Below are 19,742 nucleotides of genomic sequence, written 5' to 3'. Positions count from 1 at the left end.
GGCCGGGGAACGGCAGGGCCCGGGCGGGAGCGCGGAGCGCCTCCGCCCGGGCCCCGGACGTCAGTTGGTGCTCGGCTTGTCGGGCTCCTTGCAGCAGTTGCTGGAGCTGCTGGTCAGGCTGACCACGCCGGCCTTGGCCGGGGTCACCCGGGGCTGCAGGTTCTGGAGCTTGAGGACGCTCATTCCGATCACTCCTTCACGAAGGGGTCCGCGGGACGGTGCCGACCGGGTCCGGGCGGGAGCGGCGCCCCCGCCCGGACCCGGGGATCAGGCGTTGGTCGGAGGCTTCGACGGGGACTTGCAGCAGTCGCTGGAGCTGCTGGTCAGGCTGACCACGGCGGCCTTGGCCGGGGTCACCCGGGGCTGCAGGTTCTGGAGCTTGAGGACGCTCATTCCGATCACTCCTTCGAGGGGGGTGGACGCACCGCTGCGTCCACGGGGAAAGGGGGCCTTGCCGATCGGCAGGCACAGTCAACAGCAGCCGGTGATCGTGGACATGGCGGAGAACACCCCATGTTCCGCACCGCCGGCCCCCATGTTTCGCACCCCGCCGCCGACCCCCGCGCCCCGTGCGGTCAGCCGTCCTCGCCCGCCGCCGCCAGCTCCGCGGCCAGCCGGTGCAGCGCGGCCCGGTCCGGCAGGCCCGTCTTGCGCAGCAGGCTCGCCAGGTGCTTCTCCACCGTCCGCGGCGAGATCACCAGCCGGTCCGCGATCTCCCGGTTCCCCGGCCGGTCGACCATCAGCGCGAACACCTCGTACTCCCGCAGCGTCACCCCCCGGGCCCGGACCGCCTCCGGAATGCGGTCCCGGCCGGTGCGCCGCTGCGCGACGGTGGCGCCGCTGCGGCGCAGCAGCGCCCGGCACGCGCCCGCCGGCGCGCCCGCCCCCAGGGCGTGGAAGTACTCCTCCGCGCCGCGCAGCCACCCCACCGGATCGCCCCAGCCGTCCGCCAGCGCCGCCTCCGCCACCAGCCGCAGCGCCAGCCGCGCCCCGGTGGGGAACAGGTCCTGACGGCGCACCAGCTCCGCGACCGCCCGCTCGGCCTCTGCCGCCCGCCCCTCCCGGCCCAGCAGCACCGCGTCCGCCGCCACCAGGAACTGCCGGTTCCACGCCAGCTCCGCCGCCGGCATCGCCGCCACCTCCGCGTACCGCTCCCGCCCGGCCCGGCCCGCCAGCACGTCCAGCAGCGGCCGCAGCCCGTACCGGCCGGTCAGGTAGAAGACGTTCGGATGGCCCCGCTCCCACTCCGCCGCAGCCGCCAACTCGGCCTCGGCCAGCGGCCGGTCCTCCTGCAGCAGCGCGCACACCGCCCGGCACAGCCCGCGCATCATCGGCACCAGGAACGACCGCCCGCCGCCCGCCCGCTCGAAGGCCAGCAGCCGCTCCTCCATCTCCTTCGCCCGCCCCCGGTGCCCGGCCAGCGTCGCCGCCGTCAGCAGCAGGTACTGGTGCGAGGCGACGTCGCGCATCCGGCCGGTCGCGTCCAGGCAGCGCGCCACGATCTCCCCGGCCCGCTCCGGATCGCCCGTCAGCACCGCGTACATCGCCAGCAGCGCCTCCGTCCGGTGCTCCCGGCCCGGCGACCCCAACTCCCGTGCCGCAGCCAGCGCCTCCTCCAGGGTGCGGGCCTCGCCCCGGCGCATGAACGCGTTCGCGCCCAACCGCACCAGCGCCTCGAACCGCCAGTGCGGCAACCCGTGCGACTCGGCCACCACCAGCATCCGGGCCAGACACCCGTCGGCCTCGTCGAAACCCCGCTCCCGGGCCAGCATCGCCAACAACTGCCAAGCCTGACAGGCCAGTTCCGGCATCACCGCCTGCTGGGCGAACTCGGCGGCCAGCAGCGCCCGCCGCTCCGTGCCCGGCAGCAGCTCCGCCCGACCCGGCTGCAGCGCCAGGTGCCCCCGGGCCACCGCCAGCGCCGCGCGCTGCGCCGGCTCCGGCCGCTCGCCCAGCAACTCCTGCGCCACCGCGAGCTGTTCGGCACCCTCCGCGCCGCGCCCCGCCATCAGCGCCGCCCAGGCCAGCCGGGTGTGCAGGTCGACCCGCCGCTCCACGCTCGGCGCGGCCGCCCCCGCCGTCGGCAGGGTGCCCAGCAGCTCCAGCGCCCGGTCCAGCCGCCCCGCCTCCGCCGACGCCCGCACCAGCGACTCCGTGACGGCGGCCCGGTCCGCGCCCACCGCCAACCGGTGCGCCCGCTCCAGCAGTTCGACCGCGACACCCGCCGCCCCCGCCTCCAGCGCCCGCCGCCCCGCCCCGGCGTGCAGCCGGGCCGCCCCCGCCGCGTCCCCGGCCACCTCCAGCAGACGGGCGGCGAGGTGCTGCCGCTCGGCGCTCTCCGGGCCGGGCGGCCGGGCGCCGGGGCCGCCCGGACGGGGGTCCTTCGCGCCGCCGCCCCGCGACCCGGCCTTGCCGAGCGCGGCGGCGGCCCGGCGCGCCACCGCGGCCCGTTCGGCGGCCGGCAGCCCCGCCGCCAGCGCCTCCCCGACCAGGGCGTGTCTGAACGCGTACCCGTCGGGCACCGTCGCGTCCGAGACCACCAGGTCCGCCTCGACCAGCTCGCGCAGCTCCGCGAACAGCCGGCGCTCCGTCCGCCCCGTGACCAGGTGCAGGGTGTCGACCGTGAATCGGGGGCCGAGCAGCGCCGCCAGCACCACCAACTCCCGCGTCGAGGGCGCCAGTCGGGCCGCCCGCCCGGCGTACGCCCGCACCACCCCCGCCGGGACGGTCGCGGCCAGGTCGCCCGCCACCCGCCAGCCCGCGCCCTCCGGCCGCAGGGCGCCGCCGCCGACCATGTCGGCCAGCAACTCCTCCACCAGGTACGGGTTCCCGTCCCCCACCTCGGCCAGCCGCGCCACCACCCCCGGCGGCACCGCGTCCACCGGCACCCCCAGGCAGGCGGCCGCCAGCTCGCCCAACTCCGCACCGCCCAGCGGCCCGAGCGGCAGCACGGTGGCGACCCGCCGCCGCTCCGCCGCCTGCGACAGCTCGAACGCCGCGCCCGGCTCCGGCCGCAGCGTCGCCACCAGCAGCACCGGCAGCCCGGCCAGGTTGTCGATCAGGTACTCCAGCACCGCCAGCGTCCCGGGGTCCGCGTCGTGCACGTCCTCCAGCACCAGCAGGCAGCCGGCGTCCCGCCCGATCGCGGCGAGCAGCCGCAGCAGCCCCTCCGCCAGCTCGGTCACCTGCTCCGGTCGCCCCCGCCCGTCGCCGGTCCGCCACTCCGGCACCACCGGGGACAGCGCCGCCCGGTACGGCAGCAGCTCGGCGTCCTGCGGCGGCCCCGTCCGGCGCAGGTGCGAACTCAGCGCCTCCGCCAGCGGACGGAACGGCGCGGCCGCCGTGCTCGGACTGCCCCGGCCGCGCAGCACCGCGACCCCCCGCGCGGCGGCGCGCCGGGCGCACTCCCCGGCCAGCCGGGACTTGCCGATCCCGGCCTCGCCCAGGACGAGCACGGCCCGGGCGTCCGGACCGCCGTCCTCCGCCCGCTTCTCCTGGCAGCTCGTCAGGAGCCCTTCCAGCAAAGCCGTTTCGGCGCTCCGGCCGACCGTGACGGGTGATCTGGTAGCCATGGCCGCAGGCTAGTCCGAGCTGGTCATGGCCGGGTAGAGCCGGGGGACGGCCCCACCCGGCGAGGGCCTACCAGTCCGCCGGGGCGGCACCGCCCCGCGAGGTCCAGGTCATCGTCTCGTACGGGGAGTGCGTCTGCATCAGCACCTCGTCGCCCCCGGACAGCGCGGCCGCGCGGCGCCCCAACGCGCCACCGCCGCCCCAGGGCCCGCCTCCGCCGAGCGGATGCGCCGCCGACTCGACGGGCTCGGCCTGCCGGGGGTGCTGCGGAGTCTGCATGGACGGACACCTTCCTGCCACTACCGAACATCAGGACCTGGATGCCACGGGTGTTCGCGGCAGCACCCGAGCGTCCCACCGGCCACGCCTCCACACAAGATGCCCCCAACCTCCACCCGTTGCCCCGAAGTCGCCCGCCGTCCAGCACCCGGGCCGGGCCCGCAGCACGGAGGCGGTGCGGTGCGCCCGCACTGGCATCATGGGGAGCCCGACCCCGAAGGAGCACCCACCGCATGAGGCTCGTCCGCGACCCCAGGTACGGCGAAGTCGACCTCACCGCCTCGGCGGAGGAACTGGCCCGGCTCGCGGACGCGGTGGCCGACGGCGAAGGCCGGATCGACTCCACGGCCCCGCCGGGCACCGACACCCTGGCCGGCGTCGAGGTCGAGCGAACGGCCGGCCCCGGAGTCCTGATCCGCCACGACCCCGGACGGCGGACCCTGGTGATCAGCGGCGACCCCGCCGCCCGGGCCGTCCTCGCGGACAACCTGCGCGCCGTGGCCGCCACCGACGACGGCGGCCACCTCCACGTCGACCACCACCCCGGGCACTACTACCTCGCAGCCGGCTCCGTCCCCCTGATCGTCAACCACCCGCACGGCGCCATGCCGACCCGCTGACCGGGCGACCGGGGCGGGGGCGCTCCGGCCCGTGGCCAGGGGACCGCACAGTCCAGTCTCCGGCCCCGACCTCGGCCTCGGCCGAAGCTCAAAACCCCTGCTCGGCTACGGTGACGGCATGACCCACCGCCTGCCCGAGGACGTGGCCGACGTGCTCGACCTCGTCCTGGACCCGGACGAGCCCGTTCACGTCGCCCTCCGCCGGCAGGTGCGCCGACTCGCAGTGCGGTCCCGCTGCGAGTGCGGGTGCGGCACCGCCTACTTCGCACTCGACACCGACGCGGTGGAGCCCGCGCCGACGGGCCCCGGCACCGTCGTGGCCGCCGACGTCCAGCTGTTCACCGAAACCGGCGAGTGCCCCGGCGAGGTCCTGGTCTTCGCGCAGGACGGCTACCTCGCATGGCTGGAGGTCTGCTCCTGGAGCGACGACATCGAGGTGAACCTCACCGCGGCACGCCGCTGGCTGCGGCCGCCGTCCTGAACCCGAGCCGATCACCGGCCGGGAACACGAGCACTCGTGCCAGGACGACGCCGAGCGGAGCCACGGGCGGAGGGCTACGAATCGCCGGGCGATCCGCCGGAGAGCGGTTTTCTGGAGGAACAGGCGTTCCGCCCCACGCCGGAGGCGATCCGGCGGGTCTGGGCGGGCTCCGGTGGCGCTGTCGAATTCGCGCCTTTCGGCAGCGGGTCGGGCTGCTGCACGGTCGCCTGTTCGGCGGAGGGGAATCCGGAGAGCATTTTCTTCCGGGGTCCTCCGGGGACCGGTACTCCGACCGCCGTTCTTGACCGCTGTTCCGGAAGACCGAGTTGATGGCGGGGCGACGGCGGGGTCTTCCAGGTTCGGCCCCTTCTGTCGCTCAGGAACGGCCCGGGTCCTCGGCGACAGGAGGGGTCTTCGCCGGGGTCGCCCGATCCGCCTCGACGGACCTGGCCGCCTCGGCCGCCTCGGCCGCCTCCCGGAAGGTGACGACCGCCTCGCCGTTCTCCCGCGCCCACGCGGTGAGCATCCTGATGGGCTCCTCCAGGGTTCGCCCGAGATCGGTCAGGCCGTACTCCACCCGCGGCGGCGCCTCGGCGTACGCGTGCCGTTCGACCAGCCCGTTGGCCTGGAGCCGACGCAACGTCTGGGTCAGGACCTTGCGCGAAATGCCACCGCTCAGCTCGACCAACTCGCCGTGGCGCAAAGGGCCGTCGGTCAGTGCGAAGAGCGTGACCATGGACCACTTGCTGGCGATGATCTCCATGGCCAGGAGAGCGGGACAGTCGGCGAGGAAGGCGATTCCGGGTCGCAGGCTCATGCCCCGAAGGTTACCTGGAGGTACCTGACGGCCCCCTATCGTCATTGAGGTGCGCACGCCCCTTGTTCGCCTCTCGCACGATTGAGGTTCCAGCCATGTTCGTCTCCCTCGCCGTCGTCACCGTGTTCATGTCGGCGCTCCTCCTGGTATCGGCCGGGGCCAAGTCGCTGAGGACGCGTCACATCACCGAGCAGATGTCCACCCTCGGAGTCCCGCGGCGCATGATGGCTTTCCTGATCTGCGCCCAGATCGCGGGCGCGGCCGGTGCGATCGCCGGACTCCGGTGGGGGCCCGTCGGAATCGCCGCCGCGATCGGCCTGACGCTCTATTTCGCCGGTGCGGTCGCCTTCCACCTGCGCGTCGGCGACCGCAAGGGCGCGTCCCCGGCGGTGGTCCTCGCCCTGGCCTCCGTGGCCCTGATCGTGCTGCGTGCGGCCACCCTCTGACGGCGGACGGCCGGTGGCCGTGGGTCACAACGTCGACCCTTGGCCCGGGACGAGAGCCGAAGACTGTCCGCAGCCCTGCTCGCAGCGGCCGCTGGCAGCGACAAGCGGCCCGGGGCCATGAAGATCACGATCTGCGGTCGGAGCACTGGCGCACCGCCCTGGTCGGCGGTCCGGGGGAGCGGGGAGCAGGGGAGCGGGCCGATAATTGTCTTATACACGTCGGGAAGCTAGCCTGCTCCAACGCCCGCCGAGCCGTGGGCACCGCCGCCGGGACGCCGAGTCCCGTCCACCCGGCAGCGGCAGACCGAGAGAGTGAGCGGACGGGAGCGGGGGAACCAGGTCAGTACGCCCGGCCCCCGCGTGCCCGTGGGTGGTCGCGGCTCGGGGTGAAGCCGTTCCACGGACGGCCGGGCCACTCGCGCGGCCCGAACCCGACAGCTCACCTCGCAGGCGTCGCCGAGGACCCCCACCATGCGCCTTCCTGCCACGACCGCCAGGGTCGCCGCCGCGACCGCCGTGACCGGCCTGGCCGTCGCCACGTTCGCCCTGACCGGCCCCGACACCGCCGACGCCGCCGGGCAGCACCGCCCGGCCAAGCACCGCGGCTGGGCGACCGCCGCGCCGTCCGCCACCGGCGCCCCGCTGCCGACGACCCCGGCGGCCCCGTCCGCGACGCCGACCGTCCCGCCGGGCGCCCCGAGCCCGACCGCGGCCGCCACCACGGCGGCGCCCGACCCGACGCCGACCGCGACCCCGCTGCCGACCGGTTCGCCGTTCGTGAGCCCGACGCCCACCGCCCGGCCCACCGCCTCGCCCACCTCGCCCGCGCCGACCGGCACCGCGCCGACCTGGCAGGACGACTTCGATTCCGCCTCGGTGCCGCTCGGCAGTTGGACCGGCTGCCGCGCCGACGGGCCGCTGCAGACCAGCCACTGCACCGGGCTGCCGGCCGCGGTGGACGCCAAGTGGTGGGCGTACCCGTCCGGTTGGCAGGACACCTCGAAGAACGGCACGTACGACCCGGCCCGGACGCTGTCGATCGCCGACGGGCAGCTGAACATCCACCTCAACCGGGACGCCGCCGGCACCTGGGTGGCCGCTCCCACGCCGAAGCTGCCGCAGAACACCACCTACGGCACCTACGAGGTCACCTGGAAGGCGACCTGCGCGACCGGGTACAAGGTGGCGTGGCTGCTCTGGCCGGACTCCTACACCTGGCCGCGCGACGGTGAGGTCGACTTCCCCGAGGGCGACCTGTGCGGCGACGTCGGCGCGTTCGTGCACCGCCAGGGCGCGACGTCCGGCGGCGACCAGGACGCGTACGACACCGGTGTCCCGGTGGCCGGGGCCCGGCACGTCAGCCGGATCGAGTGGCAGGCGAACGACCTGAAGTTCTACCTGGACGGCAAGCTGGTCGGCCACTCCACCTCGCGGGTGCCGAACACCCCGATGCACTGGGTGCTGCAGTCCGAGACCTCACTCGGCGGCGCCGCCCCGGCGGTCGGCTCCTCGGCCGACATCGCGATCGACTCGGTCCGTTTCTGGAAGGCGGGTTAGGCCCACCGGAGGCGGGTCGCGGTCCGGACGAGGTCGGCGACGGCCCCCGAGCGGCTGTGCGGGGGCCAGGCGATCACGGTGGTGACCTGCGGGGCGTCCAGGAGGGGGACGGCGGCGAGGCCGCCGTGCAGGTGGGTGCGGGACGACTCCGGCGAGACCGCGCAGGCCCGGCCGAGGGCGACGAGCTGGAGCAGCTGCGCGTGGTCGCGGACCTCCGGGCCGGGGCCGGGCGGGTAGCTGCCGTCGGGGCGGGGCCAGCGGGGCAGCGGCAGGCCCGGAAGGTCGGCGAGGTCGGCCATCCGCAGCCGGGGCCGGGCGGTGAGCGGGTGCCCGGCGGGCAGGATCGCCACCTGGCCCTCCGTGCCGAGTTCCTCGGCGCGGAGTCCGGCCGCCGGGTCGAACGGCCGGTGCAGCAGCGCCACGTCGGCCCGGCCCTCGCGCAGCAGCCGCTCCTGCTCGCCCGGGCCGCACAGGATGACGTCGACGGGGACCGCGCCGGGTTCGGCGGCGTACGCGGCGAGCAGCCCCGCCAGCAGTTCGCTGGACGCGCTCGCCTTGGTGACCAGGACCAGGCCGGGACCGCCGGTCGCGGAGCGGGCGGCGCGCCTGGTCCGCCGCTCGGCGGCGTCGACCGCGTCGAGCGCCGCCCGGCCCTCGGCCAGCAGCACCGACCCGGCCCCGGTCAGCGTGACGGTGCGGCCCGTCCGGTCGAACAGCGCGGCCCCGAGCCGTCGTTCGAGCTGCTGGATCGCCCGCGACAGCGGCGGCTGCGAGATCCCGAGCCGTTGCGCGGCCCGCCCGAAGTGCAACTCCTCGGCGACGGCGACGAAGTAGCGCAGCTCCCGGGTCTCCATCCGACCACGGTACCCCGCACCGATACCCCGACGGTATCGGTGCCCACCCGATCGGTCTTGGACGCCCCGCAGCGGCCGGGGGCAGCATGATCCCCATGAGCGAGCGAACGATTGCGCTGGTCACCGGCGCGAACAAGGGCATCGGCCACGAGATCGCCGCGGGCCTGGGCGCCCTCGGCTGGAGCATCGGCGTCGGCGCGCGCGACGACCGGCGCCGCGCGGACGCGGTGGAGCGGCTGCGCGCGGCCGGGATCGACGCCTTCGGCGTGCCGCTGGACGTCACCGACGACGCGAGCGCGGCCGCCGCCGCCCGGCTGGTCGAGGACCGGGCCGGGGGCCTCGACGTGCTGGTCAACAACGCGGCCGTCGCCGGGGAGATGCCGCAGCAGCCCACCGGCGTCGACCCCGCCACCGTCCGGGCGGTCGTGGAGACCAACGTGATCGGCGTCATCCGGGTCACCAACGCGATGCTGCCGCTGCTGCGCCGCTCCGCCTCGCCCCGGATCGTCAACATGTCGAGCAGTGTCGGCTCGCTGGCCCGGCAGTCGGGGCCCGACCCGGACCGGACGGCGGGCCCGGTGGCCGTGGCGTACGCGCCGTCGAAGACCTTCCTGAACGCCGTGACGCTGCAGTACACCCGGGAGTTGAGCGGCACGAACATCCTGATCAACGCCTGCTGCCCCGGCTACGTGGCGACCGACCTCAACGGTTTCCGCGGCGTGCGCACCCCCGCCCAGGGCGCGGCGATCGCCGTCCGGCTGGCGACCCTGCCCGACGACGGCCCGACCGGCCGGTTCTTCGACGACGCCGGGATCGTGCCCTGGTGAGGCGGCTGCCGAGATGTGGTCGACTCCGTTGATCGGTCAGGGAGTCGACGGACGGGCCGGTGCCCGCAGCAGGAGCACGGAAGGGACCTGTTCCGGGCAGGCCAGGTGCAGCAGGGTGTGCCCGACCCCCGCCAGCCCCACCAGCAGCCCGGGCACCGGAACGGCCCCCGGGGTGCCGCAGCGCGGACCGTCCCGCTCGACCTCGGCGACCAGGCGTCGGGCCGCCGGCAGGTGCGGGGGCGGGGACGGCAGGGGCGGGGACGGCGGGGCGGTCCAGCGGGTGAGGAGTTCCAGGACGCCCGCCTCGCCGTGGCAGAGGCTGTGCTCCGTCGACGGGGCCGCCCGGGAGGAGAGCCGGCGGACCGTCCGTGCCGCGAACTCCGCCAACTCCGGCTCCTGTTGCGTGAGTTGACGGTCGGCCACGGCCAGCGCGACGCCCGTCCGCCCCCGGCACCAGCCGCCGGGCCGGTCCGCCGGTCCGTTCGGTGCCCCGGCCGCGAACCGCAGCGCGGCCAGCCCGGCCCGCTCGGCCGCCACCTGGCGGCGACCGGCCCCCGCCCCCGCCTCTGCCTCCGCCTTCGCCCAGCCGAGCAGGGCCCAGCCGACCCCGGCCGCGCCGGTGGCGAAGCCCGGGCCGGCGGGCGGGGGAGTGGCGAGGAGGCGGTCCGCGAGGGTGCGGGCCCCGTCCCGGGCCGCGGTCGAACCGGTCGCCCGGTGCACGGCCAGCAGGGCGGCCAGGCCGCCCGCCAGGCCCTCCGTCAGCCCGGGGGCGGACTCGGTCGCGGCCGCCCGTACCGTCAACTCGACGCTCCGGCCGATCAGTTCGGACGCGGCGGGCAGGTCGTCCAGCGCGGCGGCCACCGCCGTGACCGCGTACGCGATGCCGCCGAGACCGGCGAAAGCGCCGGGGCCGACCGCCGCGAGGTCCGCGGGCCGGGCCGCGAGCCGCTCCAGCAGCGCGGGCAGCGGCGTCAACGCCCGGACGGCCGCCGCCGCGTAGCGTTCCTCCCCGGTCCGGGCGGCCAGCCGGGCCAGGAACAGCGCCACTCCCGGGTAGCCGCCGCCCAGGTCGGCGCCGCACGGCCGCAACTGCCAGTGGCGGTCGCCGAGCAGCTCCAGCCCGAGCCAGTTCGTCCGCCCGCCCCCGTCGTGGCCCGCCGCCAGGAGCAGGTCGCCGACCCGGCGGGCGGCGCCGAGCAGCCGCTCGGGGGAGAGGGAAGAGGCCGGAGCGGGGCCGGGGCCGGAGGGCGGCGGCGGGGCGTGCGGGTCGGTGGTGGCGCGGGCGGCCATGGTGGCGCGGACGGTCCACTCCTGGGCCGCGAGGTCGAACTCGCCCATGGCGCGCAGCCGTTCGGCGGCCCGGTCGAGGCCGGTGCGGTCGACGGCGGCGGGGACGCGGGTGCCGTCGCCCGACCACAGGTCGGCCGAGCCCGGGCGGGTGGTGAACAACGGGATGTCGCCGTCCCACAGTTGGGCGATCTCGTGCTCCAGGGCACCGGGGTGGCCCGGCCCGGCGGCCGGGTCCGTGCCCAGCAGGCGGAACAGCGCGTCGCGCCGGTCCGCGTCCCGCAGCAGTTCCGGCCGGGTCGACTCGGCCAGCAGCGTCGCGTACGTCCGGGTGGGGCGCACCACGACCCGGACCTCGGCGTCCGCGAAGCGCGCCAACAGGCCGTGCGGTCCCAGCAGTTCGGACCGGCCGTCGGCCAGTGCCCGGTAGCCCGCGCGGAAGCCGTCGAGCAGGGCGTCGAGGTGGTCGGCGGGCTCGGCCGCCGCGCCCGCCAGGCTCGGCCGGTTGGCGGCCCCGGCCAGGGTCCGCGGGCGGTGGACCAGCCGCATCCGGTCCGTGCCGGGGTCGGCCCAGGCGGCCGCGTCCGCGGGCAGCGGCGCGCCCGCGTCGCCGCCCAGGCCGGAGGCGTCCAAGGCGGTGCGGTCGCCGAGTTGCAGGTGCGGGAGCAGGCCCGTCCGGTACACCGAGGACTGCAGGGCGGCCCCCGCCGGGTCGTCGCCCCCGAGGCCCGCCGTCGGCGGGTGGAACAGCGTCTCCACGTCGACCAGGAACGGCTCCGCGCCCCGGGCGACCAGGTTCTCGTGGTGCACGTCGGTGCCGTCCAGCGCGTACAGCAGCGCCAGCAGTGCGCCCTGGCGGCGGTAGAAGCCGGTCAACTGCCGTTCGTCGGAACAGCTCTGCGCGGTGACGTGCTCGACCCAGCCGTGGTCGCCGCGGTCCAGCAGGGCCAGGGTCGGCAGTTCGGGCGTGCCGGGCCGGGCGTTGAACCAGTGCGCGACCTCGTTGAAGTGCCGGTGGGCCCGCAGCGGGCGCGGCTTGTGGACCACCCGGCGGCCGTCGGCGAACCCCAGCACCGCGACGCCGCGCCCCCGCCGGTGTCCGTCGCCCGCGCCGGTCGCCACCGTGACCAGCGGGCCGGGGTCGGTGCCGCCCAGCAGAGTGGCGACGATCTCCGGCCGGTCGGCCGCGAAGTGCGCCAGCAGTTCGGTCAGGGCGTCCGCCGCGTACCGGCAGGTCTGCCCCAACAGCCTTGCCAGCACCGGGTAGTGGGCGAGCAGCGCGCCCAGTCCGGCCCGGCCGGCCGTCGCGGTGGCGAAGCTCCGGAACCGCTCCTCCGGGGTCCGCCCGGCCGACCCGCCGCGCCGCCGGGCGGCGTCGAGCTCCCACGCCAGCGTCCGGGCGGAGCGCCGGGCCAGTACGGCCGTCAGCTGCTGGACGAACTCGGCGCGGACGGGCCCGAGTTCGACCGTGCCATCCCCGTCCCCGGCGGGGAGCAGTTCGGCGGCCGCCCGGGCGAACGGCGCCACGACGTCCTCGAACCCGACGGCCGGGGAGGGGAGTTCGTCCGGCAGCGTGTCCAGCACCGCCTCGACGAAACCGGCCCACTCCGGCCGCCCCGGCCCGGCCGGTCCGTCCGGTTCGCCCGCCACGACCCCGGCCGACCACCACCCCGCGCCGCCCCGGCCCCCCGGTGCCCCCGCCGCCTCGATCACGGCCCGAGCCTCCCACCGGCCCCGTCCCCGCACAAGGCACCCGCACAAGCCACCCGCCGCCGGGCGCCCGCCGTCCGGGGCCGGGGCCGGGGTCAGAGCCAGCCGTTGCGGGCGGCGTAGAGGGCGAGTTGGAAGCGGGTCGTCGAGCCGGTGCGGGAGTTGAGCTGTTCGAGCTGGCGGGAGAGGGTGCGGCGGCTGATGCCGAGCAGTTCGGCGATGGTCTCGTCGGTGACGCCGGTGGCGAGGAGTTCGAGGACGCGGCGGTGGATGCCGCCGACCGCGGGCGGGACGCGGTCGCTGCGGTGCATCGGCAGGGCGGTGCGCCAGGCGGTCTCGAACAGGCCGGTCAGCGCGGTCAGCAGGCTGGACGGTCGGACGATCAGCAGCGAGTCGTTGACCTCCGCCTCGACGAAGGACATCGACACGATCGCCAACCGCCGGTCGAACACCGTGAGTTTGACCGGCACGGTGGGCAGCACCCGGGCCTGTTCCCCGGCGGCGATGCAGGGCTGGATGTTGACGCTGTAGTAGGCGGTGTTCTGCACGGCCGACTTGGCGTACACCACCCGGTACTCCACGCCCTGCCCGAGCTTCTCCACCTCGACCGGGTTCGCCGCCCCGCAGGTGTGGTACGGCGGCGAGTCGAAGCGCAGCACCTCGGACTCGGCGGCCTCCTCGATCGTCCAGACCCGTTCCGCGAGGGCCGGACCGGTCACCACCTCGACCAGGTCCTCGGTCGGCTGCGGGCTGACCGTCCGCCGGTAGTCGCGGTACGCGGCCGCCGCGGCCCGGTGCGCCCGGCGCAGCTCCGCGGTGCGGGCGTGCGTCAGGTACTCCAGTGCGACGGTCGGCTCCACCGGGACGTGCACCCGCCCGTCCGGTCCGGACGCGGTGATCAGGCCGAGTCGGCGCAACTGGCCCAGCAGGCCCTCCAGTTCACCCAGTTCACCGGGAGAGGCGTCCGGTCCGTCGTCCAACTCGGCCGCGAGGTCGTGGAGTTCGCAGGGGCCGAGGGACAGCATGGCCAGGTAGGCAGCGGCCTGACGGTCCGTCAGGCCGAGGCGGAGCAGGTGGGTGATCAGGTCGTCGTCTTCGGACATCGTTGGCCTCTCCGGGAGGGCGGCGGGCCGGGCACCGGCGGGGGAGCGGCCCGGGGGCCGGACGGTGCCGTGCGGGGTGCCGTGCATGGTGGCACGTCCCACCGGCCCGGCACCAGGTGCGGCGCCCGTCCGTGCCAGTGGCCGCCGGACGCCACCGGCGGCGGCGGGACGCCGGTAGACCGGTGGCGCCCTGGACGGTCCAGGGCCCGACCCCCTCCCGGAGCCGCCATGTCCCCGCACCCGAAGCCCCGCGACCGCCGCAGCGGCCGGGCGTACGCCGCCGCGCCGACCGCCGCGACCGCCGTCGCCCTGGCCGCCGCGACCGCCCTCGCCGCCGCGCTGACGGCCGTCCCCGCGCGGGCCGTCCCAGCCCCCGTGCCCGCCGCCCCCATTCCGGCCGCCCCCGCGTCGGCCCCCGGCGGGGTCCGTCCCGCCGCCGAGCCGATCGCCGGCCGCTACCTGGTGGTGCTCAAGGACACCGCCGCCCCGGCGGCCGCGGCCGCGACGGCGACCGCCGAGCAGCGCCACTCCGCGGTGGCGGCGGCCGCGGACCGGCTGGCCGGGGCCCACGGCGGCACGGTCCGCACCGTCTTCGACACCGCGCTGCACGGCTACCTGGCCGAACTGACACCCGCCCAGGCGGAGCGGGTCGCCGCGGACCCGGCGGTCGACCACGTCGAACAGGACGGCGTGCAGCACCAGTCGCTGTCCCCGGACACCGCCCCCGGGAGCGCCGCCGTCACCGTCCCCGGCAGCGCCCGGACGGCCGCCCCGGCGGCCGGTTCGGCGGGCACCCAGTCGGCCCCGCCGTCCTGGGGGCTGGACCGGATCGACCAGCGTGACCTGCCGCTGGACAAGGCGTACCACTACCCCGGCACGGCCTCGAACGTCACCGTCTACCTGGTCGACAGCGGCCTGCGCACCACGCACAGCCAGTTCCAGGGCCGGGCGAGCATCGGCGTGGACCTGGTCAAGGACGGCCGCAACGGCGGCGACTGCCTCGGCCACGGCACCCACGTGGCCGGCACCGTCGGCGGCAAGGACTACGGCGTGGCCAAGGCCGTGAAGCTGGTCGCCGTCCGGGTCACCCCGTGCAACAACTCCATCCCGACCTCCGCGATCGTCTCGGCCGCCGACTGGATCACCAAGAACGCGGTCAAGCCGGCCGTGGTCAACATGAGCATCAACGGCGGCGTCAGCTCCACCGAGGACAAGGCGATCAAGAACTCGATCGCCGCCGGGATCACCTGGGTGGTCTCCTCCGGCAACGGCAACGCCGACGCGTGCCGGAACTCGCCCGGCGACATCGCCGAGGCGATCGTGGTCAACAACGCCACCTCGGACGACGCCCGCCGCTCGGACTCCGACTACGGCTCCTGCACCGACCTGTTCGCGCCGGGCACCGGCATCACCTCGGCCTGGAACAGCGGCGACCAGGACACCCACGTGCTGACCGGCACCTCGATGGCGGCCCCGCACGTCACCGGCGCCGCCGCGCTCTACCTGTCCGCGCACCCGCAGGCCACCCCCGCCGACGTGCAGAGCGCCCTGACCGGGGCCGCCACCCAGAACCGGATCAGCGGCGCGGGCCAGGGCACCCCGAACCGCCTGCTGTACGTCGGCTGACGGCCCGTCGGCCGCCCCGCCCCTCGACCGCCCCTTCCCCGCCGGGGGGCCGGGGGGCCCCCCCCCGGCGGCCCCCCCCCCCCCCCCCCGCCCCCCCCCCCCCCCCCCCCCGCGGCCCCCGGGGGGCCCCCCCCCGCCCGGCGGGCCCCCGCCCCCCCCCCCCCCCCCCCCCCCCCCGGCCGCGGGGGCGCCCCCCCCCGCCCCCCCCCCCCCCCCCCCGGCCCCGTGCCGCCCCGACCACCACCCTCGGAGACCCCGTGATCAGCACCTTCGACCTGTTCCGCATCGGCATCGGCCCGTCCAGCTCGCACACCGTCGGCCCGATGCGCGCCGCCCGCCGCTTCGCCCGCCGGCTCGCCCGCGCGGGGCTGCGCGACGAGGTCGCCCACCTCGGCATCGAGCTGTACGGCTCGCTCGCCGCCACGGGCATCGGCCACGGCACCGACAAGGCCGTGCTGCTCGGCCTGGCCGGGGAGCGGCCCGAGACGGTCGACGTGGCCGACGCCGAGCGGCGCTTCCGCCACTACCGGGCGGAGGGCCGCGTCCCGCTGGCGGGGGCCGGACCGGTGACCTTCGCGTTCGACCTGCGCACCGGCACCGTGCTGCCCGCCCACCCCAACGCGATGGCCTTCACCGCCGTCGGCCACCGCGGCGAGGTGCTGGCCCGCCGGACCGACTACTCGATCGGCGGCGGCTTCCTGCTCGACGAGGACGGCAACGGAGACGAGGACGGCGACGGGACCGGGGACGGCGACGGGGCCGGGACCGGGAGCGGCGGCCGCGGCCCGGGCCGGGCGGTCCGCGCCGACGTCCCGTCCCCGGCCCCGTCCCCGGTCCCGTATCCGTTCGAGAACGCCGAGCAGTTGCTCCGGCTGGTCGGCGACGGCAGCATCAGCGACCTGATGCTCGCCAACGAGACGGCCCGGCGCGCGGAGGCCGAGGTCCGGGCCCGGCTGCTGGGCATCTGGGGCGTGATGCGGGACTGCGTCGACCGGGGCTGCCGCACCGAGGGCACCCTGCCCGGCGGGCTGGAGGTGCCCCGCCGCGCCCCGGCGCTGTACCGGCGGCTGCGGACCGCGCCCCGGGCCGACCCGCTGGAGGCGATGGACTGGGTGGCGCTGCAGGCGATCGCCGTCAACGAGGAGAACGCGGCGGGCGGCCGGGTGGTGACCGCCCCCACCAACGGGGCCGCGGGCATCCTGCCGGCCGTGCTGCACCACTACCACCGGACGGTGCCCGGCGCGGACGAGGACGGCACGGTCCGCTTCCTGCTCACCGCCGCCGCGATCGGCATCGTGATCAAGCGCAACGCGTCCCTCTCCGGGGCCGAGGTCGGCTGCCAGGGCGAGGTCGGCGCCGCCGCCGCGATGGCCGCCGCCGGGCTCGCCGAACGGATGGGCGGCACCGCCGCGCAGGTCGAGAGCGCCGCCGAGATCGCCCTCGAACACCACCTCGGGATGACCTGCGACCCCGTCGCCGGACTCGTCCAGATCCCCTGCATCGAGCGCAACGCCATCGCCGGGGTCAAGGCCGTCGCCGCCGCCCGCCTCGCCCTCCGCGGCGACGGGCAGCACCTCGTCCCGCTGGACACCGCCGTGCGCACCATGCGGGAGACCGGCCTCGACATGAGCGACAAGTACAAGGAGACCGCGCGCGGCGGCCTGGCCCTCGCCTTCCCGCAGTGCTGACCGCCGCAGCACCGGCCGGGTAGCCCCCGGCCCCGCCCGAGCACCGGTACGGCCCCGGGCTGCACCGGTGCTCCGGCATGCCCGGGGACGGCTCCGCCGCAGGTCGGACGCGTGTTCGGGTCGGGGGCGGCCGACTCCCTTCCACCGTGGACATGGTGACGAATCCACAGTTTTGGCCACCGCCCGCGGCCCACCCCCACCCGGCCCCACCCGGCCGCGCCCGCCCCGCCCGCCCCGCGAGGGCGGACCCGTCCACCGAATTGGCCCGGCCGTCCACAGGAAGCGACCGGCCGCCCGGCAACACCTTGACGCTCCAAGGCGGCTGAGGGAACGTCAGGCCCTGTCCGCAGCGGCGGGACGGCGCGACCGGCCTCCCGACCCCCGGACCGAACCCCTCCCTCACCCCCCTGGAGACAGGCATGACCTCCGCGTCCCCCGACCGTCCCCGGACCGGCCGCAGCAAGCTCGCCCTCGCCGCCGCCCTGCCCGCCACCCTGGTGGCCGCCCTCGCCGTCACCGGCACCGGCGGCACCGCCGCCGCGGCCGGCTCGCTCCCCAGGCCCGACCACATCGTCGTCGTCATGATGGAGAACCACGCCTACGCCCAGATCATCGGCAGCGGCAACGCCCCCTACCTCAACTCGCTCGCCAAGGGCGGCGCCCTGCTCACCAACTCGTACGGCATCACCCACCCCAGCCAGCCCAACTACTTCGCGATCTTCTCCGGCAGCACCCAGGGCATCACGGGCGACGGCTGCTACTCCGTCGGCTCGATGTCCGCCGCCAACCTCGCCTCCGAGCTGATCGCCGCCAAGAAGACCTGGGGCAGCTACAACGAGTCCCTCCCCAAGGAGGGCTCCACCACCTGCAAGAGCGGCGACTACGCGCAGAAGCACAGCCCCTGGTTCGCCTTCAAGAACGTCCCCGCGAGCAGCGGGCACACCTTCGCCCAGTTCCCCACCGACTACAGCAAGCTCCCCGCCGTCTCCTTCGTCACCCCGAACCTGTGCAGCGACATGCACGACTGCTCGATCGGCACCGGCGACAGCTGGCTCAAGAAGAACCTCGACGGCTACGCCTCCTGGGCCAAGACCCACAACAGCCTGCTGGTCGTCACCTACGACGAGGACGACAAGCAGAGCGGCAACCACATCCCCACCCTGCTCTACGGACAGCCCGTCAAGCCCGGCAGCACCGCCACCGCCTCCTACAACCACTACAGCGTCCTGCGCACCCTGGAGGACCTGGCCGGCCTCACCGCGCACGCCGGCCAGGCCGCCAAGGCCACCGACATCACCGGTGTCTGGAACTGACCGTGTACCTCGCGGACAGCCGCCCCACGGCGTCCGACGCCGCCCCGGCCCACCGGCCGGGGCGGTCGCCGCGGATCGCCGGAACCGTCCTGGCGCTCGGGAGCGTCAGCCTCGTCACCGACATCTCCTCCGAGATGGTCTCCGCCGTCCTGCCGCTCTACGTGGTCGCCGCCCTCGGCGTCTCCCCGCTCGGCTTCGGACTGCTCGACGGCATCTACAACGGCGCCACCGCCGTCGTCCGGCTGCTCGGCGGCCTGCTCGGCGACCGCGGCAGCCGGCACAAGACCGTCGCCGCCGCCGGGTACGGGCTCTCCGCGCTCTGCAAACCCGCCCTGCTGGTCGCCGGCACCATGCCCGCGCTCGGCGCCGTCCTCGCCGCCGACCGGGCCGGAAAGGGCCTGCGCACCGCCCCCCGCGACGCGCTCATCTCGCTCGCCGCCCCGGCCGGGCAGCGCGGCCGCGCCTTCGGCGTCCACCGGGCCATGGACACCGCCGGCGCCCTGGCCGGACCGCTGCTCGCCTTCCTGATCCTGCGCGCCGCACCCGGCGGCTACCACGCCGTCTTCAGCGTCAGCGCCTGCGTCGCCGCGCTCGGCGTCCTCGTCCTGGTGCTGTTCGTCCCCGGCCGGTACGGCCCCGCCGCGCTGACGCCGCCGCCCGCGCCCCGGACCGGCACCCTCACCGCCCTGCTGCGACTGCCCGCCCTGCGCCGGATCACGCTGTGCGCCGCGCTGCTCGGGCTCGCCACCGTCAGCGACTCCTTCCTCTACCTCCTGCTCCAGCGCCGACTCGGCCTGTCCGCCGGCTGGTTCCCGCTGCTGCCGCTCGGCACCGCCGCCGTCTACCTGCTGCTCGCCGTCCCGCTCGGCGCGGCCGGCGACCGGATCGGCCGCCGCCGCGGCTTCCTGCTCGGCCACCTCGTCCTGCTCGCCGCGTACGCCCTGGTCCTGCTCCGCCCCGGCGGCGGACTCCCGGTCGCCGCCGCCGTCCTCGCCCTGCACGGCCTCTTCTACGCCGCCACCGACGGCCTGCTCGCCGCCGCCACCGCGAGCGCCGTCCCCGCCGACCGCCGCGGCGCCGGCCTCGCCCTGGTCGGCACCGGCCAGGCCCTCGGCCGCTTCACCTGCTCCCTCGCCGTCGGCGCGCTCTGGACCCACTGGGGCCCCACCACCACCCTCACCACCATGGCCGCCACCCTCGCCCTCGCCGTCCTCGCCGCCACCCCCCTCCTCCGCCCGCCCCACCCCGAGGAACCCACCCCATGACACCCCGCCACCCCCGCCCCGCCGCCCCTCCGCCGAAGGCCGACCCGTCCGACCCGCCGTCGGCGGCCGTCCGCCCGGGCTCCGCCGAGATGAGGTCGGCATGACGCCCCGTCACTCCCGTGCCGCCGATCGCCGTCGTGCCCGTCCGTCCGGGGTTCTGTCGATGCGGGGAGGGTTCTTGTGTGCCGCCGCACTTCCGCCGGAGGCCGACCCGTCCGACCCGCCGTCGGCGGCCGTCCGCCCGGGCTCCGCCGAGATGAGGTCGGCATGACGCCCCGTCACTCCCGTGCCGCCGATCG

The 19,742-nt window shown here is 76.4% G+C and carries 17 protein-coding genes and 1 riboswitch; of the genes, 9 read left to right on the top strand and 8 right to left on the bottom strand.

Annotated features, from left to right (window positions below; all coding sequences use genetic code 11):
• Positions 1 to 60: 60 nt before the first annotated feature.
• The 4 genes from ACIQBJ_RS01835 to ACIQBJ_RS01820 all read right to left on the bottom strand — a co-directional run bounded on the left by ACIQBJ_RS01835 (position 61) and on the right by ACIQBJ_RS01820 (position 3,849).
• On the bottom strand, positions 61 to 183 hold the full coding sequence (locus ACIQBJ_RS01835; protein WP_400701770.1) for a class III lanthipeptide: 123 nt from the start codon (positions 181 to 183) through the stop codon (positions 61 to 63).
• Between the two features lie 84 nt (positions 184 to 267).
• Positions 268 to 393, bottom strand: a complete 126-nt coding sequence (locus ACIQBJ_RS01830) for a class III lanthipeptide (protein ID WP_400701767.1) — start codon at positions 391 to 393, stop codon at positions 268 to 270.
• A 182-nt stretch (positions 394 to 575) separates the two neighbouring features.
• The gene (locus ACIQBJ_RS01825; protein WP_400701764.1) at positions 576 to 3,572 is read right to left on the bottom strand and encodes an AAA family ATPase; all 2,997 of its coding nucleotides are present in this window, start codon (positions 3,570 to 3,572) and stop codon (positions 576 to 578) included.
• 67 nt (positions 3,573 to 3,639) lie between these two features.
• Positions 3,640 to 3,849, bottom strand: coding sequence for a hypothetical protein (locus ACIQBJ_RS01820; RefSeq protein WP_400701761.1), 210 nt, complete (start codon positions 3,847 to 3,849; stop codon positions 3,640 to 3,642).
• A 233-nt stretch (positions 3,850 to 4,082) separates the two neighbouring features.
• Here ACIQBJ_RS01820 and ACIQBJ_RS01815 point away from each other — a divergent pair, with 233 nt between their 5' ends.
• Positions 4,083 to 4,469, top strand: a complete 387-nt coding sequence (locus ACIQBJ_RS01815; protein ID WP_400701758.1) for a hypothetical protein — start codon at positions 4,083 to 4,085, stop codon at positions 4,467 to 4,469.
• A gap of 118 nt (positions 4,470 to 4,587) precedes the next feature.
• Positions 4,588 to 4,950: a hypothetical protein gene (locus ACIQBJ_RS01810; protein WP_400701755.1), complete on the top strand. Its 363-nt coding sequence runs from the start codon at positions 4,588 to 4,590 to the stop codon at positions 4,948 to 4,950.
• Positions 4,951 to 5,326: 376 nt separating this feature from the next.
• On the opposite strand, the gene ACIQBJ_RS01805 is transcribed toward ACIQBJ_RS01810, so the two are convergent.
• Positions 5,327 to 5,767: a winged helix-turn-helix transcriptional regulator gene (locus ACIQBJ_RS01805; protein ID WP_400701752.1), complete on the bottom strand. Its 441-nt coding sequence runs from the start codon at positions 5,765 to 5,767 to the stop codon at positions 5,327 to 5,329.
• Between the two features lie 95 nt (positions 5,768 to 5,862).
• Between ACIQBJ_RS01805 and ACIQBJ_RS01800 the strand changes: the two genes are divergently transcribed.
• Complete coding sequence (locus tag ACIQBJ_RS01800) at positions 5,863 to 6,213, top strand: DoxX family protein (RefSeq protein WP_400701749.1); 351 nt, start codon at positions 5,863 to 5,865, stop codon at positions 6,211 to 6,213.
• A 273-nt stretch (positions 6,214 to 6,486) separates the two neighbouring features.
• Positions 6,487 to 6,667: riboswitch (cyclic di-AMP (ydaO/yuaA leader) on the top strand.
• Positions 6,668 to 6,684: 17 nt separating this feature from the next.
• Complete coding sequence (locus ACIQBJ_RS01795) at positions 6,685 to 7,770, top strand: family 16 glycosylhydrolase (RefSeq protein ID WP_400701746.1); 1,086 nt, start codon at positions 6,685 to 6,687, stop codon at positions 7,768 to 7,770.
• On the opposite strand, the gene ACIQBJ_RS01790 is transcribed toward ACIQBJ_RS01795, so the two are convergent.
• On the bottom strand, positions 7,767 to 8,624 hold the full coding sequence (locus ACIQBJ_RS01790) for a LysR family transcriptional regulator (RefSeq protein ID WP_400701743.1): 858 nt from the start codon (positions 8,622 to 8,624) through the stop codon (positions 7,767 to 7,769). The genes ACIQBJ_RS01795 and ACIQBJ_RS01790 overlap by 4 nt on opposite strands.
• Before the next feature lie 95 nt (positions 8,625 to 8,719).
• Between ACIQBJ_RS01790 and ACIQBJ_RS01785 the strand changes: the two genes are divergently transcribed.
• Complete coding sequence (locus ACIQBJ_RS01785) at positions 8,720 to 9,451, top strand: SDR family NAD(P)-dependent oxidoreductase (protein ID WP_400701740.1); 732 nt, start codon at positions 8,720 to 8,722, stop codon at positions 9,449 to 9,451.
• 36 nt (positions 9,452 to 9,487) lie between these two features.
• Here the strand turns inward: ACIQBJ_RS01785 and ACIQBJ_RS01780 are convergent, their stop codons facing one another.
• Positions 9,488 to 12,388 carry a type 2 lanthipeptide synthetase LanM family protein gene (locus ACIQBJ_RS01780; RefSeq protein WP_400701738.1) on the bottom strand — a complete coding sequence of 967 codons (2,901 nt, stop codon included), beginning with the start codon at positions 12,386 to 12,388 and terminating at the stop codon, positions 9,488 to 9,490.
• A 155-nt stretch (positions 12,389 to 12,543) separates the two neighbouring features.
• Positions 12,544 to 13,551 (bottom strand): helix-turn-helix domain-containing protein, encoded by a 1,008-nt coding sequence (locus ACIQBJ_RS01775; RefSeq protein WP_400701736.1) that lies wholly within the window; start codon positions 13,549 to 13,551, stop codon positions 12,544 to 12,546.
• A gap of 228 nt (positions 13,552 to 13,779) precedes the next feature.
• Between ACIQBJ_RS01775 and ACIQBJ_RS01770 the strand changes: the two genes are divergently transcribed.
• The 4 genes from ACIQBJ_RS01770 (at position 13,780) to ACIQBJ_RS01755 (ending at position 19,443) form a co-directional block, all read left to right on the top strand.
• Complete coding sequence (locus ACIQBJ_RS01770; protein ID WP_400701734.1) at positions 13,780 to 15,177, top strand: S8 family peptidase; 1,398 nt, start codon at positions 13,780 to 13,782, stop codon at positions 15,175 to 15,177.
• 257 nt (positions 15,178 to 15,434) lie between these two features.
• A complete protein-coding gene (locus ACIQBJ_RS01765) occupies positions 15,435 to 16,865 on the top strand; it encodes an L-serine ammonia-lyase (RefSeq protein WP_400701732.1) in 1,431 nt (476 codons plus the stop codon).
• 419 nt (positions 16,866 to 17,284) lie between these two features.
• Complete coding sequence (locus tag ACIQBJ_RS01760; protein ID WP_400701730.1) at positions 17,285 to 18,178, top strand: alkaline phosphatase family protein; 894 nt, start codon at positions 17,285 to 17,287, stop codon at positions 18,176 to 18,178.
• A 2-nt stretch (positions 18,179 to 18,180) separates the two neighbouring features.
• A complete protein-coding gene (locus ACIQBJ_RS01755) occupies positions 18,181 to 19,443 on the top strand; it encodes an MFS transporter (RefSeq protein WP_400701728.1) in 1,263 nt (420 codons plus the stop codon).
• The last annotated feature ends 299 nt before the right edge of the window (positions 19,444 to 19,742 follow it).

It is taken from the genome of Kitasatospora sp. NPDC088391 (assembly GCF_044753345.1).
In the GTDB taxonomy this organism is placed as follows: Bacteria; Actinomycetota; Actinomycetes; order Streptomycetales; family Streptomycetaceae; genus Kitasatospora.
Note: the sequence above shows the minus strand (reverse complement) of the source record. Positions and strands in the feature narration are given on the sequence as shown.

Excerpts from the sequence above, each read along its gene's own strand:
- ACIQBJ_RS01835 (WP_400701770.1), bottom strand. The coding sequence starts at position 183 with ATGAGCGTCCTCAAGCTCCAGAACCTGCAGCCCCGGGTGACCCCGGCC.
- ACIQBJ_RS01830 (WP_400701767.1), bottom strand. The coding sequence starts at position 393 with ATGAGCGTCCTCAAGCTCCAGAACCTGCAGCCCCGGGTGACCCCGGCC.
- ACIQBJ_RS01825 (WP_400701764.1), bottom strand. The coding sequence starts at position 3,572 with ATGGCTACCAGATCACCCGTCACGGTCGGCCGGAGCGCCGAAACGGCT.
- ACIQBJ_RS01820 (WP_400701761.1), bottom strand. The coding sequence starts at position 3,849 with ATGCAGACTCCGCAGCACCCCCGGCAGGCCGAGCCCGTCGAGTCGGCG.
- ACIQBJ_RS01815 (WP_400701758.1), top strand. The coding sequence starts at position 4,083 with ATGAGGCTCGTCCGCGACCCCAGGTACGGCGAAGTCGACCTCACCGCC.
- ACIQBJ_RS01810 (WP_400701755.1), top strand. The coding sequence starts at position 4,588 with ATGACCCACCGCCTGCCCGAGGACGTGGCCGACGTGCTCGACCTCGTC.
- ACIQBJ_RS01805 (WP_400701752.1), bottom strand. The coding sequence starts at position 5,767 with ATGAGCCTGCGACCCGGAATCGCCTTCCTCGCCGACTGTCCCGCTCTC.
- ACIQBJ_RS01800 (WP_400701749.1), top strand. The coding sequence starts at position 5,863 with ATGTTCGTCTCCCTCGCCGTCGTCACCGTGTTCATGTCGGCGCTCCTC.
- ACIQBJ_RS01795 (WP_400701746.1), top strand. The coding sequence starts at position 6,685 with ATGCGCCTTCCTGCCACGACCGCCAGGGTCGCCGCCGCGACCGCCGTG.
- ACIQBJ_RS01790 (WP_400701743.1), bottom strand. The coding sequence starts at position 8,624 with ATGGAGACCCGGGAGCTGCGCTACTTCGTCGCCGTCGCCGAGGAGTTG.
- ACIQBJ_RS01785 (WP_400701740.1), top strand. The coding sequence starts at position 8,720 with ATGAGCGAGCGAACGATTGCGCTGGTCACCGGCGCGAACAAGGGCATC.
- ACIQBJ_RS01775 (WP_400701736.1), bottom strand. The coding sequence starts at position 13,551 with ATGTCCGAAGACGACGACCTGATCACCCACCTGCTCCGCCTCGGCCTG.
- ACIQBJ_RS01770 (WP_400701734.1), top strand. The coding sequence starts at position 13,780 with ATGTCCCCGCACCCGAAGCCCCGCGACCGCCGCAGCGGCCGGGCGTAC.
- ACIQBJ_RS01760 (WP_400701730.1), top strand. The coding sequence starts at position 17,285 with ATGACCTCCGCGTCCCCCGACCGTCCCCGGACCGGCCGCAGCAAGCTC.